Raw genomic sequence first — 13,782 nt, forward strand, 5'->3', positions numbered from 1 at the left:
CAAAACCGCCAGAGGCACATCCATGCGATGCTGCTTCTGGCGGTTTTTTACATTTTGTCAATCAAAGCAAACACTACGGCTTGTTGCTCTTCACTTAATCTCGACCATCGTTTCAAGAGCTCCCTTTGTGAATCGGTTAAAGAAACCGGTGAATCTTCTTCTGCAAATAGCTGAGAAAGCGTGATGCCAAAAGCCATGCAGATTTTTTCCAACGACGGAATAGTGGGAACCATATTCTTGCGGTACCACGAGGAGATCGTAGACTGCGGCAAACCAGAGCGTTCTGCAAGCTGATACTCCGTCCAGCCCCGATCCTCTCGATATGTGGTTATGGCAGAGAGAATATCTTTCACCTGCATCACCCCTTTGCTTGTGTTTTTCGTAAATTATACTTTTATTTGTCGTTGCCTTTTAATAATTCTAATCGTATAATTTTAACGATATACACAAGCAAAAGGAGAATGATTTCAGTGAGACAGAAGAGCTGCTTCTTTATTGGGCATAGAGAAACATCGGAAGAAATTTACCCAGTGCTATGCGCCGTTGTTGAGGAGCATATAGTCCGCTACGGTGTTACTGAATTTATTGTTGGTCGTTATGGATGTTTTGACGGTCTTGCCGCATAATGATTTATAAGAAAAAGTCATTACTTTTATTTGGTTTTTTATCTTGCGAAAAGTAATGACTTTGTGTTAAAATTAAATCGACATATTTTGCCGAAAAGAGGTGGTTTTGTGGCGAAAAAGAGGTCCGCTTCTACCGTGACGCCGGATTATGAAGCAATTACATCATTTCAAAAAGGCCAGGCTTCACGCATTTTTAAGGAAGTGAACGAGCAGGACAAAGTTTTGATTGTCAGCAAGCAAAACAAGCCGCAGAACGTCGTTATCTCATACGAACGGTATAAGAGACTCAGGGAAGAGGGAGCAGATATATGAACATCAATGAACAAGCCAATTTTATATGGAGCATAGCCGATTTGCTGCGTGGCGATTTCAAACAGAGCGAATACGGCAAGGTGATTCTGCCCTTTACTGTGCTGCGTCGCTTTGACTGTGTACTTGCACCTTCCAAGGCAAAAATTTTGGAGACTAATAAGACTTTGACGGTCAGCAACAAGCGCCCTATCTTTAAGCGCATGACTGGCCATGATTACTATAATGTCAGCCAGTTCGATTTCGAAAAGCTGATGGATGACAGCAATGCTATCGAAGCTAATCTGCGGGATTACATCAATGGCTTTTCCGAAGATGTCCGTGAAATCATGGATAACTTTGAAATTTTCGGGGTAATAGATCGTCTATCAAGGGCAAATCTGCTTTATCTGGTTGTACAGCGTTTTGCGGAGATTGATATGAGCGACACCCAGATTGACAATCTGGAAATGGGATATATGTTCGAGGAATTGATCCGGCGATTTTCTGAGCAGTCCAATGAAACCGCTGGCGAACACTTCACGCCCCGTGAGGTAATCGAACTGATGGTAGAAGTGTTGCTCGATCCTGACATGGATGAAATTGCAAATACCGACGGAAAGGTCATCACCATTCTGGAAATTAAGACTCGCTATTTGATACAAAGAAATGCGGCATAGGCACAGGGGTGTCGGAGTGTCGTTTAGGGTGTCGGTTTTGTGACCGGCTTTTTTTTATGCTCAGAAGTGTTTATAAATTATTTACATCAGGAAAATTTATAAACGATTGACAAATTTATTGTCAATGCATATTATATAAACAGGAGGTGCATGACGATGGACGAAATTCAAAGAATGCAAGATAACCTTCTGCTCATTCGTAGGGCGGTTGGCTGGAGCGCCGAAGAGTTCGGTAACCAGATTGGAGTTACAAGACAAACCATAAACAATATTGAGAACGGTCGAAATAAATTAACAAAAACGCAGTATATTGCTATGCGTAGTGTTCTGGATGCAGAAATCGCCAGATGCCCCGAAGAAACAGATATGCTTCGCACAATGCTGGATGTTTTTGTAGACCATCCAGATAAGTATAAGGAAGAAGATAGAAATAGTCTGCTGGATAAGGCAAACTTGGTCACACCTTCTATTCTTGCAGGTACGGCATCGAGAAAGGCTGTATCGAAAGAGTGGATGCAAGCAGCCACCGGCCTTGGAATAGCAGCTGCTGTTGCAGGCGGGCCTATGGGAGTTGTCGGCGGTCTGATGGGTGCTTGGCTTATGAAAGTAGTAAGCGGTACAGACAGGAAGGATAAAAAAGGGTGAGCTGAATGGATGAGATTTTACGAGAACTTATAGCGACGCTTCCAAAGTCTCCAACAGCGCTGGATAAATCTACGGTCGAAAAGATACATAGGTATATTCCAGTACCGACAGATTATAAAATATTATGGGCTGACATTGGCAGCTTCGGGGGATATCCTGCAGGTGTTGTTATTACAAATCGTGCAATTATTGTGAAAGCCTCACGAGAAGAGGCAAAGAATAACAAGGCCCAAATCAAAGAGGAAAACAAAAAGAAAAAGGCCAAAGAAAAAGTCAAAGCTCCGAAAACAATTTATCAGATTATTCCTTGGGAGTATTACTCGCCAGAGGATTATGATGTTGTGGCTTTAAGTGATGACAAAGGTAGTGTTCACTATGTTCTTAAAGCTGGAAAAACAGAATTGGCACAATTCAGTAGTAAGGGGCTTTATAGTATGCTTACGGCGTACAAGAAAAAAGCTGTTGAAGCAAGAGAGGCTGCCGAAGCGACCTTTAGCGCCATCAATACCGTCAATGTTGAGGGCGTAATGTTTAATGCTGCATACGGAGCCGACCAAACAAAAACGGGCCACGGTATCTATGCTGAAGAAGCTGGTGCGATTTTAGATAAGTTGGCCGGAGAACAATCCACAGTGGTGGGACGAGATAACGCTAAAAACGGACCAGATAAGATTGTGGACTCGTCGCCGATTCAATGCAAATACTGTAAGCAAGCATATAATTCAGTTGATGCCTGCTTTAAAAAGAATCCTCAAACCGGAACGAAAAGTTTTAGGTACTATGACCTGAACGGCAATGCGATGAAGGTGGAGGTTCCTGCTGACCAGTATGCTCAGGCGATTGAGTATATGAAAACTCGCATCTCAGATGGTCAGGTTCCCGGTGTTACAGATCCGAATGCGGCCTATGATATTATTCGTAAGGGAAAGCTGACATATAACCAAGCGCTAAAGCTGGCGAAAGCAGGCACAATCGAATCAATCACCTTTGATGCGTACACAGGTGCAGTTAATTGTCTATCTGTTTTCGGCATATCAGCGGTTGTATCTTTCGCACAAACCTACTGGGTGACCAAGGATTATAAGAAGGCTGCGAAAAGCGCCATTTTCACCGGCGTTCAGGTCTACGGCATGGCTTTTGCAGGTGGCATCATTGCTTCTCAACTTTCCAGAACAGGTCTGGCATCTGCGCTAAATCCATTGGCAACAGAAATTAGCAAATCGATTAGTCCGCAGATGGCGCAAGAAATCATCAATGCCTTTAGAGCGCTTGCCGGTAAAAAAGCGATATACGGAGCAGCGGCACAAAAGAGTTTTGCAAAGTTTTTAGGCTCGACTGCAATTACACAAGGTGTGATGTTTATCGTTTTTTCTGTACCGGACACCTTCAAAGTCTTTGATGGGAAGATTTCTGGGTCGCAATATCTGAAAAACATGACTTCGCTATTCGCTTCCTTTACCGGCAGCATCGTTACAACGACAGCGGCGGGAGCGTTGATTGGGAAAACACTCGGTGAGAAGGTAGATAAAAAAGTCGGCGCTGCAATTGGCATGGGAGCCGGTCTAATTGGTGGAGCTGTTTGTGGAACTGCGGCTAAAGGTATAGGTAATTTAATTCACGAAGACGATGCAGTGATTACAGCAAGGCTGTTCAATGGAATTCTGCTCAATCAATTCATGGACAATATGCTTACACCCGAAGAACAGGATTCCGTGATAAAAGCGCTGGATGATGACGAAAAACAGCTCCGTCAGTTACAGCAAGACCTGAGAAAATCAGAAACACAGGAGGCTGATATTATTAAATATCTTGCGCCGAAAATCAAAGCAGCTATTAAAGGAAGAAGTTCTATCGACCTTGCTGCTGAGCAGGAAATGGAAGAAAACATTAAATCTATCGTTTTGAAAGGAGAACTGGCATATGGTTTGTGATTGCTGCGGAAAAAAAAGAAAGTTGTTCGAATCTTTTGCTGCTGTAAAGTATAAGCAGGCACAATTGAATTTTTGTGTGGATTGCAATGATTTGGCATATAAGGTTAGAGACGATGCCAACGAACAGAATAACGATAGCTATGAAAAGCATCTGAAAGAATGGAAAAAAAGAGCTAAGGAACCCTCTGAGTTGTTTCTGGCATGGCAGCAGGAGTTTTTAACTCCGCTTGAAAAATCCCTTAAAAAAGAAGAATCAAAATAAACAAAAAGAGCCTCACCGCTGGCATCAAAACCAGTAGTGAGGCGTTCGTGCGTTGAGGGGCTTATCTTCGCTGTCGATGACGTAGACCGGAAAGCCCAATCGTCTCAGCACTCGGTGTCTTGCTTCTTGGAGCGGGCGAGGCTTTTCACCCGGTGCCTTCAGTTCTGCGAAGGCGATAACGCCATCAGGCAGTAATACAAGGCGGTCGGGCATTCCTGCGAAACTCGGAGACACGAACTTCGGTGCGATACCACCAGCCTTTTTTACCGCCAGTGTTAACTTGTTTTCTATCGTTTTTTCTAACATTGTCGTCCTCCCATCAGGGCTTTAATAGCTATGGTGCAAAGTGTATCAATGCCATTTCTAAACTTTTTCTTAGACCATTTTTTATAGTCCTTAGAGAATTTTTGTATTTGACCTTGATACACCTTGTCATAGCCTTCTATCAGTTCAGGAAATCCTCCTCAGCACTGGTATCTGGTCTAATGCGCAGACCCTTAAAGTAGCGCTTGCGATTCTGCGTGATACGCTCAAAGCCCGCGCCCTCCAATGCGAAATAGAAATCCTGTGTGTTGCGCACGTACTCATTGGTGTCCATGCAGTAGTTGCGGTAGGCCTGATACAGAGCAGAGGAGCTTTCCTTATACTCCACATCGACATCACACTTGTCCTCCAAGAAGTGACCGAACCAGTCGTTCTGGCTGCGATACTCGTTGATTGCCTTCTGTACGCACTCAGGCACCGGAATCTGGTAGTCCAGCTCGATGACCTTCTTGGCTCCTTCGATGACCCACGCCAGAATACTGCCGCCAGCGTTGTCGTACAGATATTCGCTGTAATTCTTGATGTCGCTCTTGCCGGTAATCTTGGCATTGAACGGGATGACGATAAGTCGCCTCCAGATACCATCATCGGATGCACTGACGCGAGGCAGATGGTTGGTATAGAGCACCAAGGTGTGACAAGGCTTGAAGGAGAACGGGTCTTTATACTTTTTCTCGGCAAAGACATCATCCGTGGAGCAGAGCTGCTTGACGGTGGAGTCGTTCAGGCGAGCGCCTTCCTGCATCTCAGCAGCGATGAGCAGTCGCTTGCCCTTGACCTCAGCCATTTCCGGCTTGATATTACGGCGGCATCCGACAGTCAGAGTGTCCGCAGAGATGTTGCCGGAGTACAGGCCCAGCACACGGGAGATAGCATTCCAGAAGGTGGATTTACCATTACGACCGTCGCCGTATGCGATGATGAGGGCCTCCACATATACCTTGCCGATAGCGGCGAGACCGCAAATCATCTGGACATAGTCGATGAGGCTCTGGTCGTGCTGGAAGATACGGTCGAGGCAGTCCAGCCAAATCTGCTGACCCTTCTGACCCGGAGATACGCTGGTAATCTTGGTGATGAAGTCTTCCGGCGAGTGTTCTCTGGCTCCGGCCATACCCTTACGCAGGTCGTAGGTCGCTTCGGGTGTACACAGGGCGAAGCAGTCAGCATCCAAGTCACGAGGAGAAATCTCCAGCATCGGGTGGGATTCCTTCAGCGTGGAGGTGATGTACTTGGAATCACGGCGCTTGATGGCGAAAGCCTGATATGCCTTGGCTGCCAGAAATTCCTGATACGCCTGCAGCTGGTCGTCGTTCATGAGCTGTTCGGCCTTGGCCTTGGAGGTTCCCTCCAGAATGGTCTGGGCACCGCTGTTCTTCATTTTTTCCAGTGCAGCCATCAGGTCATTGCCAGCTTCCTTCATCTGACGGCGGGTCAATTCGTGTGCGACTGCCTGTGCGCCCGGTTCGCTTTCCTGCCAGTAGTGGTCAGAGTAGCGGATGAAGTGGGTGGCCGGTGAATAACGCAGCTCGTTGGAGAAGTACTTCGCCAGTACCTCAGCCTGTCCGACATCGGAATAGTCGCCCGGTTTATAGCTGGAAGGGTCATTATAGACTTCCGGCGCCACATAACCGTCCTGCTGGGAGAGCCTTGCATAGAAACGCTGAGCGCTGTGCCAGATGGTGGCCAGTTCGGAATTGTCCAACGGAGGGACGCATTTAGCTGCTTCCTCCAGAAATGCCTGGTAGGCTTTATCGCTGTCGCCGTATTTCTTGATGACCTTACCGGCGAAGCGGGACATGGTCGCATTACGGCTGCCTTCCGGGATAACGGAGTTGTCATACTGGCCCTGCGCCATATCCTCGTCGAAGATGTCCTCGTCGAGATATTCGGTCAGGTTCATGCGGCCCGGATACAGAGCGACCTCGGCAGCAGTGGTACCAAAGAAGAAACGAGCGGCATCCAGTGCCTGCGTATCAAAATAAGGAAAGATGGAGTTGACCAGCTTTTTCATATCGCTGTAGAGAGTAGCATCGGTGACGTACTCGATTGGGAACAGGACATGGAACTTCGGTCTTGCAGGCTTGCCGTTCTTCTCACGATTGTGGAAGCGGCTGTAATGGATGGCGAATGTCACACCGGGAAAGGCCTGCATGACATCATCGGGAGTAACCCAATCCTCCGGTTTCTCGGAGTGGTCGTTGTCGCAGTCTACGGGTAGGCAATCGCTGCCGATGAAGTTCTCGCCATTACGATAGCTATTCTTGTACTCGGCGCAGACATAGTCATGGCAGATAGCTGCCTTCAGACTGGCATCGTCCAAGATGACATGTTTATGCGGATAGGAGCAGTTACCGGGATTGCCGGTGACCTCCGCGCTGTAGAGAGTAAACATCAGTCGAATACCTCCTTGGCTTCTTCCTCCAGCACCTTGGTGATGAACTTGAGGGCACGGATTGTGGTCTCCAGCTCACAGTCGCCGCCGAGGGAGACTTCAAAACCGGTGCAATCACCAAAGCGGTCTCTCATGACACGGACATCCATATCGGTGCAGGCTGCGTCCTTGATGCTGAAGTAGGTGCGTCCGCCGTGGCCGGTGTCGCCACCCATATAGCCGGTGGTACCAGCTTCGACTTCGAGGATGTTGCAGCTCACTACCTCGCGGGAGTAGGTTGTGATTTCAGTGCCGTCCTTCAGGCGACGGCGATTTTCTTTGATTCCATACATAGTCTTAGACCTCCTGACATTCTTCGGTGAAGTAGCGCAAGCGGTCGCCGTCGCAGAGCCAGAACTTGTTCTTCGGGCAAGCGCACTGACCGTGATACTGAGCCTTCTTGCGGAAGGTATCATAGTAGCTGGTATGCTCGCGGTAGTACTCTTCAGGGACTTCCACCCACTCTTTGGTGGACTTGATGTAGATACGGTAGGTTTTACTCTGGTTTTCAGTGTTTTTCATGATAGATGTCTCCTTTGGATTTTGAAATCCGTCAGAGGCATCCCAATCCGTCAAAACGAAAAAAGACGACAGTAGGCCTATAACCATTCTGGTTTATAGGCCCGCTCTGTCGTCTTGCGCTCTGGCGGATTATATTAATTTGATGTTGTTATGCAGCAGGTCTAATTGTTGCACCATCGAATTTTAAAGTACCGTCGCTGTTGGCTGTGATGGTAACAATACAACCAGCGATACAGATGCAAGCAGTTCGACGGTCTTTGCTTACATCGCATACACGCTTCTTGTTTGCATTTAGAACTTTATCCGTATTCGCGTCCTCCTTTCTTTAAAAATCATAGCATCACCTCCTTAAAGCAAAAACCGCTTGGTGTGGCTGTGCTGTAGAATGACAATCATTTCTGATTTAGTTCTACAGCATAGCTCGTCCAAGCGGCTTTCCTGTGAGTAACTTTTTATTAAGTCCCTATTACAATGGGGATTTTTTGGTTTTTCTGAACCGGACATTGGAACAGTACCGTAATTTTGCCCGGTAGAGCTTCTGTGGTTTCGAGAACGTGGCAGTGCTTATGGCCCTTGCAGTTGTTTCCTTCGTGAGGGCACTTATAGATGCTGGTTTTCACTTTATTCTCTTGAGTCATGCAATCCCCCCTTGAGATTAGAGAATGATATTAGGTAGTTCAGCATCTTCGTTGTTTCTTGCATTACGGATGATATTCTCGACATCTGCAATTTCATCAGAAGTCATAAGGTTACCCATCACCATGTAAGAGATAACCATTCCTGCATATCGAACAGAGTCTTTGCCGGTAATCATTCGTTTGTTAGCACTTCCAATAACGAGAATGTTAAACCAGAGAGCGTTGTCAAATGACCAGTCGATGGAGTTCAATTTCTGGGTGACGGAATCCCAGTCGACATTTTTTGCCTTTGCCATTGCGGCAACATGCGCAAGGGCCATTTTTTCTGGACGGTACATTTACAGAGGAAAAAGAGTATTGCGGCAACCGCCTATCGGTGTCTTATCGGGCAGATGCTCCTGCACCGCAACACTGGCTACGTTTTCTTTCGGAACTGTTGGAGCCGGAGGATATTCCCGCTTTGCAAGAGTATCTGGGCTACTGCCTGATTCCCTCCACCAAGGGACAGAAAATGCTCATGCTGATTGGCAAGGGCGGCGAGGGCAAAAGCCGGATCGGTGTGGTGATGAATGCCATTTTCGGGCTCAACATGAACACCACTTCTATCCAGAAGGTAGAAAACAACCGTTTCGTCAGAGCCGATCTGGAGGGCAAGCTGCTGATGATTGACGATGATCTGGATATGAATGCCTTGACCAAGACCAACTATGTAAAATCAATCGTGACAGCAGAACTGCGGATGGATTTGGAAAGGAAGAAAGAACAGAGCTATCAGGGACAGCTTTATGTACGCTTCCTCTGCTTCGGCAACGGGGCATTGACTGCGCTTCACGACCGCAGCGACGGTTTCTTTCGCCGCCAAATCATTCTGACCACCAAGGACAAGCCTGCGGATCGGTTCGATGACCCGTTTCTTGCCGAGAAACTGATTGCCGAAAAAGAGGGGATCTTCCTCTGGATGCTGGAGGGACTGCGGCGGTTGATCGCTAATCACTATCACTTTACCATTAGCCAGAGAGCCAGGGACAATATCTCTTCCGCTGTTCGGGATGCCAATAACATTCTGGACTTTCTCGATTCTGAGGGTTATGTGGCATTCAAGGCCGATTATGAATCCAGCACCAAAAATCTGTACGCAGCCTATAAGCGGTGGTGTGAGGACAACGCAGAAAACCCACTGTCCCCAAAGAGCTTTGCAAACCAGCTTAGCCAGAACGCAGAACGCTACCATTTGGAACCGGTCAGCAATCTGCACATCGGCGGCGGAAAACGGTGCCGGGGGTATATGGGCATTTATGTTCTGCTCTCGCCTATGGAGTTGTAATGAAACTTCAAAACCTTCTGTTCGTGCGTTCATGCGTTCCTGATCGGGTGCAGCCTTTGGAACGAAGGAACGCACGAACACAAAAATTCAAAGTTTATTTTTATATTGTTCAGCTCAGATACTTCCTAAAATAGCCGCTTTCCTGTCAATGATTGTGCAAACAGTGAAGAACATTACCGTAAGCAGAATACAAATCATCATTCGGTGATTTGCGGAACAGTGACGCTGGTATGCGGAAAGGTGGCTATTCTTGCGGTTTCGCTTGCAAGCCCACTTAATGGCAAAGTCGATGGGGTGCTGTTGCGAACAGTTCTTCATGGACATAGTCCGGAGCATTTTTTTGAATATTATCTGTGTTTGTCGAGTCGTGCAGTGAGTATGCTCCCCGGCAAACTAATTTTACGAAAGAATGAGGTATTTTCTATGAAATCCAATTTAAGAAATGAAATCAAGTCGTTCATCGTGCGTTCCGGCTACACGATGCAGGAAGTCGTTGACCGGCTTTCCGAGGATTATGGCTGGAGTGACAGCGTTTCCAACCTGTCCAACAAGCTCCAGAGAGAGTCTCTGCGGTATGTGGAGGCGGTACAGCTTGCCGACGCCCTTGGCTATGACATTATTTGGGGACCCCGCAAGAGTGAAACTCTTGTGGGGAGAGGAGGAGCAGCGAAGTGAACGAGCTTTTGTGCTTGCACAGAAGCGAGCGATACGGAACTTGTGACGACGAGGCAGAAGCGGAGGGACAAATGATGCCTGTCGTCCCTGCTCTCCGTATCTCTCGCCCCCATAGCAATACCGCAGTATTGCTATGGACAGGCGGCGAAAACATTCGATTTTTCGCTGCCGCCGGATGGCTAATGTTTCGCAAAACATCGGCTGTCCGGGCTGAACAACAGGAAACGATGCAGACGGTTTCCGGGCAGTTCAGCAGTGGTCATCGCAATGACCGCAATTCTCCCTCGGAGAGCCCACGGCACTTTGCAGCCCTCTGGGATGAAAGTGTCATAGTGGGTTATTACACTTCCCGCAGGAAGTGCATCCCCGTCCCCAAGCCGTCTGCCACGCAACAGAAAGGAGCTGATTTCCATGGCCAGAAACGACGGAATCGACCGCACCTTTGCCCGTAACCAGGACTTGCCCACCCTTGATGATGTGGCGAAGGTTCAGGAGCATAACGAACGAGAAAAGAAGAGCTACTCCAACCAGGATATTGATACCACCCAGACCTACCGGAATATCCACTTCAAAGCCCCCACCGGCAGCTATGCTGCCATGTTCGATCAAATGATTGCCGATGGGGTTATCTCCACCCGTGGCCTGAAATCCGATGCGGTGAAATACGGGGAAATGATTTTTGATGTGAACTCCGCTTACTTCCACAATCACGGCGGCTATGAATACGCCAAGCAATTTTACACCGACGCATATAACGCTGCCGTAGAGATCGTGGGCGGTGAGCAATATATTCTCTCCGCTGTTATGCACGCCGATGAACGCAACCGAGCTATGTCAGAAGCTCTGGGGCAGGATGTGTACCACTACCACCTTCATGTGGTCTATGTCCCGGTGGTGGAAAAACAGATTCTCTGGTCGAAGCGGTGCAAGGATAAATCCCTTGTGGGTACAGTCAAAGAAACAATCATGCAGGTCAGCCGGAGCAAAAAGTGGGAATCCAAAGTTGCTCTGGATGAGCAGGGCAATCCGCTTCTGACCTCCAAAGGCAAGAAAGTCCTGCGGACATCGTACAGTGTCCTGCAAGACGATTTCTTCAACTATATGAAAGCTGCCGGATATACCGATGTGGAGCGTGGAGAGCGTGGCAGCACCGAGGAACATCTGACTGTGACCCAGTTCAAGGTGGCACAGGAGCAACAGCGGCTGGAAGCTGTGACTGCTCAAATCACTCAGTCAGAGCAGGCGCTGGACACCGCACAGGCAGCCGTTGAGAAAAAACAGAAGGAGCTGCAATCCCTGCAAAAGCAGACCAAAGAACAGCGTACTGCCGCCCTGACTGTGCAGGAAATCCGCTCCATGGGGAAAAAGACGATCACCGGCAACATCACTCTGACCCCATCCGAGTGCAGCACGCTCAAGGATTATGCGGTCAATGGAATTCTTGCCAAGGCGGAAAACAGCCGCTTGGAAGAAAAGCTGCAACAAGCGCAAAAGAGCGCCGCTGTCTGGAAACAGCGATATGAATCGCTGAAAGAACAGGCACGGCCCTATCTGGACGCTGTCAAGCTCGCACCCGAAAAGGTGCGGGCTTTTCTTGACGCCATTTTGACCCAGACCCGGCAAACAAGGCAGCACGATCAACCTTCCCGCCGCAAATCGCAGAATATGGAACTTTAATTGATGGAGGAAACTGCATGAGAAAATACAAAGATTTTATGAGTGAACCTGACTATGGTTATATCGACATTGAATCTTGCTTTGACCCAATTTTTGAGCCGCCGATTGATTTTCTGGAAGAATGCCGGAAACGCTGGGAAAACCGGATGAATCCGTTCACCGGTACGGTGGAACGGAAAATCGGGAATACCTGGTATCTGCTGGAGACTGTATGTGACGGAAATGAGCCGCTTACCCACAAGGTAAAACGGCTCATTTTTTCGGATAAGGAGGTGCTTTGTTCATGACACAGACTCAAATTCATGCTACAATATCACCATGCACACCGATTCTGTCAGCTGAGCCAACCGTAAAGGAGGACGCTATGTTGGATCAGCAGAAAATTACCATCCTGTACTACCGCCTCAGCAATGAGGATGCGCTGGATGGAAAATCAAATTCAATACAGAATCAAAAAGAGTTTTTAACCCGGTACGCAGCCGAGCATGGCTACACCAACCTGAAAATTCTGGTAGACGACGGATATACGGGAACCAATTTTGACCGTCCCGGCGTACAGGAAGGCTTTGCACTGGTTAAGCAGGGGCTTGTCGGTTGCTGGCTGGTCAAAGATCTCAGCAGGTTTGGCCGAGATTACCTGACCGTTGGGCAGTACACGGACATCATTTTCCCCAGCTACGATGTACACTTTATCGCCGTCAACGATGGTGTGGACAGTGAACGAGGCGACAGCGACGGCTTTGCCGCTATTCGTAATTTGTTCAACGAATGGTATCCACGGGACACCAGCAAAAAAGTCCGGGTCGTATTCCGTCAGAAAGGCACCAGCGGAAAGCATCTGGGAAAACCGCCCTATGGCTATCGCACCGATCCCGCCGATAAAGACCATTGGATCATTGACGAGGATGCCGCCCCAGTAGTCAAGCGCATCTTTGACTTGGCCATTGACGGCAAGGGGCCGGAACAGATTGCCCGTATACTGGAGCAGGATAAGGTGTTGACTACCAAGGCGCTGTATGCCAAACAGTCGGAAAACCATCCTGACCCCAAAAAGCGGAAGAAGATGCCGGAGCGTCCTTACCATTGGATTGCTCAATCGGTTGCGGGTATTCTGGAACGGATGGAGTACACCGGCTGTACCTGCAATTTCAAGACCTATTCCAAGTCCTAATCCGGGGAGATGTACTGCGGGAACTGGTGTTGGAGCGCATTCAGGCGGTCAATGCCTATATCCGGCAGGACGTGGAGAGTTTTCAGGAGGAGTGGCTGCAATGCCGTCGCTCCGATCAGGAACGCAACATCCGTGAAGATCGGAAGCGAGTGGAGCAGGCCAAGAAGCGGCTGGCTGACTTGGATGTTCTTCTGTCCCGACTCTATGAGGATTTTGTCCTGGGCGATCTGAGCAAGGAGCGGTACAAGAAAATGACCGCCGATTACGAGGCGGAACAGGAACGGTTAAAACTCGAAATTGAAGTGACGGAAGAATGGCTGGAAACGCAGGAAACCATGAGTGCAGATGTAGATGCCTTTGTCGCTCTGACCCAGAAGTATGTGGATGTGCCGGAATTAACACCTACGATAGTCAATGAGTATATCAAGAAGATTGAGGTGTTTGCGCCGGACAAATCCAGTGGCAAGCGGGTACAGAAGGTAAAAATCTATTTCAACTTCGTGGATGACGTAGAGATTCCTGTGATTTCCGAGCCTGTTGTTGCAAAATCTACCCTTGGACGCAGAAAAACGGCGTGACCATTGC

The 13,782-nt window shown here is 48.2% G+C and carries 17 protein-coding genes and 1 pseudogene; 12 read left to right on the top strand and 6 right to left on the bottom strand.

Features of this window, described 5'->3' with window-relative positions; translation table 11 throughout:
- Positions 1-47 precede the first annotated feature (47 nt).
- Positions 48-359 carry a helix-turn-helix domain-containing protein gene (locus CBW42_RS05240; protein WP_087018452.1) on the bottom strand — a complete coding sequence of 104 codons (312 nt, stop codon included), beginning with the start codon at positions 357-359 and terminating at the stop codon, positions 48-50.
- 111 nt (positions 360-470) lie between these two features.
- On the opposite strand from CBW42_RS05240, the gene CBW42_RS14625 reads away from it, so the two are divergent.
- The 6 genes from CBW42_RS14625 (at position 471) to CBW42_RS05265 (ending at position 4,432) form a co-directional block, all read left to right on the top strand.
- Positions 471-626 (top strand): hypothetical protein, encoded by a 156-nt coding sequence (locus CBW42_RS14625; protein ID WP_165761069.1) that lies wholly within the window; start codon positions 471-473, stop codon positions 624-626.
- Positions 627-734: 108 nt separating this feature from the next.
- The gene (locus CBW42_RS14325) at positions 735-938 is read left to right on the top strand and encodes a type II toxin-antitoxin system prevent-host-death family antitoxin (RefSeq protein ID WP_054339137.1); all 204 of its coding nucleotides are present in this window, start codon (positions 735-737) and stop codon (positions 936-938) included.
- Positions 935-1,594 carry a type I restriction-modification system subunit M N-terminal domain-containing protein gene (locus CBW42_RS05250; RefSeq protein ID WP_087018456.1) on the top strand — a complete coding sequence of 220 codons (660 nt, stop codon included), beginning with the start codon at positions 935-937 and terminating at the stop codon, positions 1,592-1,594. Before CBW42_RS14325 ends, CBW42_RS05250 begins: the two co-directional genes overlap by 4 nt.
- Positions 1,595-1,750: 156 nt before the next feature.
- A complete protein-coding gene (locus CBW42_RS05255; protein ID WP_165761070.1) occupies positions 1,751-2,239 on the top strand; it encodes a helix-turn-helix transcriptional regulator in 489 nt (162 codons plus the stop codon).
- 5 nt (positions 2,240-2,244) lie between these two features.
- The gene (locus tag CBW42_RS05260) at positions 2,245-4,170 is read left to right on the top strand and encodes a hypothetical protein (RefSeq protein ID WP_087018460.1); all 1,926 of its coding nucleotides are present in this window, start codon (positions 2,245-2,247) and stop codon (positions 4,168-4,170) included.
- Positions 4,160-4,432, top strand: a complete 273-nt coding sequence (locus CBW42_RS05265) for a hypothetical protein (protein WP_087018463.1) — start codon at positions 4,160-4,162, stop codon at positions 4,430-4,432. The genes CBW42_RS05260 and CBW42_RS05265 overlap by 11 nt, the downstream gene beginning before the upstream one ends.
- A 24-nt stretch (positions 4,433-4,456) precedes the next feature.
- On the opposite strand, the gene CBW42_RS05270 is transcribed toward CBW42_RS05265, so the two are convergent.
- The 5 genes from CBW42_RS05270 to CBW42_RS05295 form a co-directional block, all read right to left on the bottom strand.
- Positions 4,457-4,738 (bottom strand): VRR-NUC domain-containing protein, encoded by a 282-nt coding sequence (locus tag CBW42_RS05270; protein ID WP_087018467.1) that lies wholly within the window; start codon positions 4,736-4,738, stop codon positions 4,457-4,459.
- Between the two features lie 139 nt (positions 4,739-4,877).
- A complete protein-coding gene (locus tag CBW42_RS05275; RefSeq protein WP_087018469.1) occupies positions 4,878-7,151 on the bottom strand; it encodes a phage/plasmid primase, P4 family in 2,274 nt (757 codons plus the stop codon).
- Entirely contained in the window at positions 7,151-7,483 is a 333-nt protein-coding gene (locus CBW42_RS05280) for a hypothetical protein (RefSeq protein WP_087018472.1), read from the bottom strand. The genes CBW42_RS05275 and CBW42_RS05280 overlap by 1 nt, the downstream gene beginning before the upstream one ends.
- Before the next feature lie 4 nt (positions 7,484-7,487).
- Positions 7,488-7,712: a hypothetical protein gene (locus tag CBW42_RS05285; RefSeq protein ID WP_087018474.1), complete on the bottom strand. Its 225-nt coding sequence runs from the start codon at positions 7,710-7,712 to the stop codon at positions 7,488-7,490.
- A gap of 655 nt (positions 7,713-8,367) precedes the next feature.
- Complete coding sequence (locus CBW42_RS05295; RefSeq protein WP_087018478.1) at positions 8,368-8,646, bottom strand: hypothetical protein; 279 nt, start codon at positions 8,644-8,646, stop codon at positions 8,368-8,370.
- Here CBW42_RS05295 and CBW42_RS05300 point away from each other — a divergent pair.
- The 6 genes and pseudogenes from CBW42_RS05300 to CBW42_RS15335 form a co-directional block, all read left to right on the top strand.
- Positions 8,637-9,674, top strand: a pseudogene (locus tag CBW42_RS05300) (DNA primase family protein); the annotation flags it as partial. The gene CBW42_RS05295 and the pseudogene CBW42_RS05300 overlap by 10 nt on opposite strands.
- Positions 9,675-10,097: 423 nt before the next feature.
- Positions 10,098-10,349, top strand: coding sequence for an LLM class flavin-dependent oxidoreductase (locus CBW42_RS05305; RefSeq protein WP_087018480.1), 252 nt, complete (start codon positions 10,098-10,100; stop codon positions 10,347-10,349).
- A 411-nt stretch (positions 10,350-10,760) separates the two neighbouring features.
- Positions 10,761-12,026, top strand: a complete 1,266-nt coding sequence (locus tag CBW42_RS05315; protein WP_087018484.1) for a plasmid recombination protein — start codon at positions 10,761-10,763, stop codon at positions 12,024-12,026.
- A gap of 17 nt (positions 12,027-12,043) precedes the next feature.
- A complete protein-coding gene (locus CBW42_RS05320; RefSeq protein WP_055080158.1) occupies positions 12,044-12,313 on the top strand; it encodes a hypothetical protein in 270 nt (89 codons plus the stop codon).
- A gap of 77 nt (positions 12,314-12,390) precedes the next feature.
- Positions 12,391-13,197 carry a recombinase family protein gene (locus tag CBW42_RS15330; protein WP_407922951.1) on the top strand — a complete coding sequence of 269 codons (807 nt, stop codon included), beginning with the start codon at positions 12,391-12,393 and terminating at the stop codon, positions 13,195-13,197.
- Positions 13,198-13,226: 29 nt separating this feature from the next.
- A complete protein-coding gene (locus CBW42_RS15335) occupies positions 13,227-13,775 on the top strand; it encodes a DUF4368 domain-containing protein (RefSeq protein WP_407922952.1) in 549 nt (182 codons plus the stop codon).
- Positions 13,776-13,782 lie beyond the last annotated feature (7 nt).

Origin of the sequence: Butyricicoccus porcorum (genome assembly GCF_002157465.1) — a bacterium.
Lineage (GTDB): Bacteria > Bacillota > Clostridia > Oscillospirales > Butyricicoccaceae > Butyricicoccus_A > Butyricicoccus_A porcorum.

Bases quoted from the DNA above. Each gene is read 5' to 3' on its own strand.
- CBW42_RS05240 (WP_087018452.1), bottom strand. From the start codon at position 359: ATGCAGGTGAAAGATATTCTCTCTGCCATAACCACATATCGAGAGGAT.
- CBW42_RS05250 (WP_087018456.1), top strand. From the start codon at position 935: ATGAACATCAATGAACAAGCCAATTTTATATGGAGCATAGCCGATTTG.
- CBW42_RS05255 (WP_165761070.1), top strand. From the start codon at position 1,751: ATGGACGAAATTCAAAGAATGCAAGATAACCTTCTGCTCATTCGTAGG.
- CBW42_RS05260 (WP_087018460.1), top strand. From the start codon at position 2,245: ATGGATGAGATTTTACGAGAACTTATAGCGACGCTTCCAAAGTCTCCA.
- CBW42_RS05265 (WP_087018463.1), top strand. From the start codon at position 4,160: ATGGTTTGTGATTGCTGCGGAAAAAAAAGAAAGTTGTTCGAATCTTTT.
- CBW42_RS05270 (WP_087018467.1), bottom strand. From the start codon at position 4,738: ATGTTAGAAAAAACGATAGAAAACAAGTTAACACTGGCGGTAAAAAAG.
- CBW42_RS05275 (WP_087018469.1), bottom strand. From the start codon at position 7,151: ATGTTTACTCTCTACAGCGCGGAGGTCACCGGCAATCCCGGTAACTGC.
- CBW42_RS05280 (WP_087018472.1), bottom strand. From the start codon at position 7,483: ATGTATGGAATCAAAGAAAATCGCCGTCGCCTGAAGGACGGCACTGAA.
- CBW42_RS05285 (WP_087018474.1), bottom strand. From the start codon at position 7,712: ATGAAAAACACTGAAAACCAGAGTAAAACCTACCGTATCTACATCAAG.
- CBW42_RS05295 (WP_087018478.1), bottom strand. From the start codon at position 8,646: ATGGCAAAGGCAAAAAATGTCGACTGGGATTCCGTCACCCAGAAATTG.
- CBW42_RS05305 (WP_087018480.1), top strand. From the start codon at position 10,098: ATGAAATCCAATTTAAGAAATGAAATCAAGTCGTTCATCGTGCGTTCC.
- CBW42_RS05315 (WP_087018484.1), top strand. From the start codon at position 10,761: ATGGCCAGAAACGACGGAATCGACCGCACCTTTGCCCGTAACCAGGAC.
- CBW42_RS05320 (WP_055080158.1), top strand. From the start codon at position 12,044: ATGAGAAAATACAAAGATTTTATGAGTGAACCTGACTATGGTTATATC.
- CBW42_RS15330 (WP_407922951.1), top strand. From the start codon at position 12,391: ATGTTGGATCAGCAGAAAATTACCATCCTGTACTACCGCCTCAGCAAT.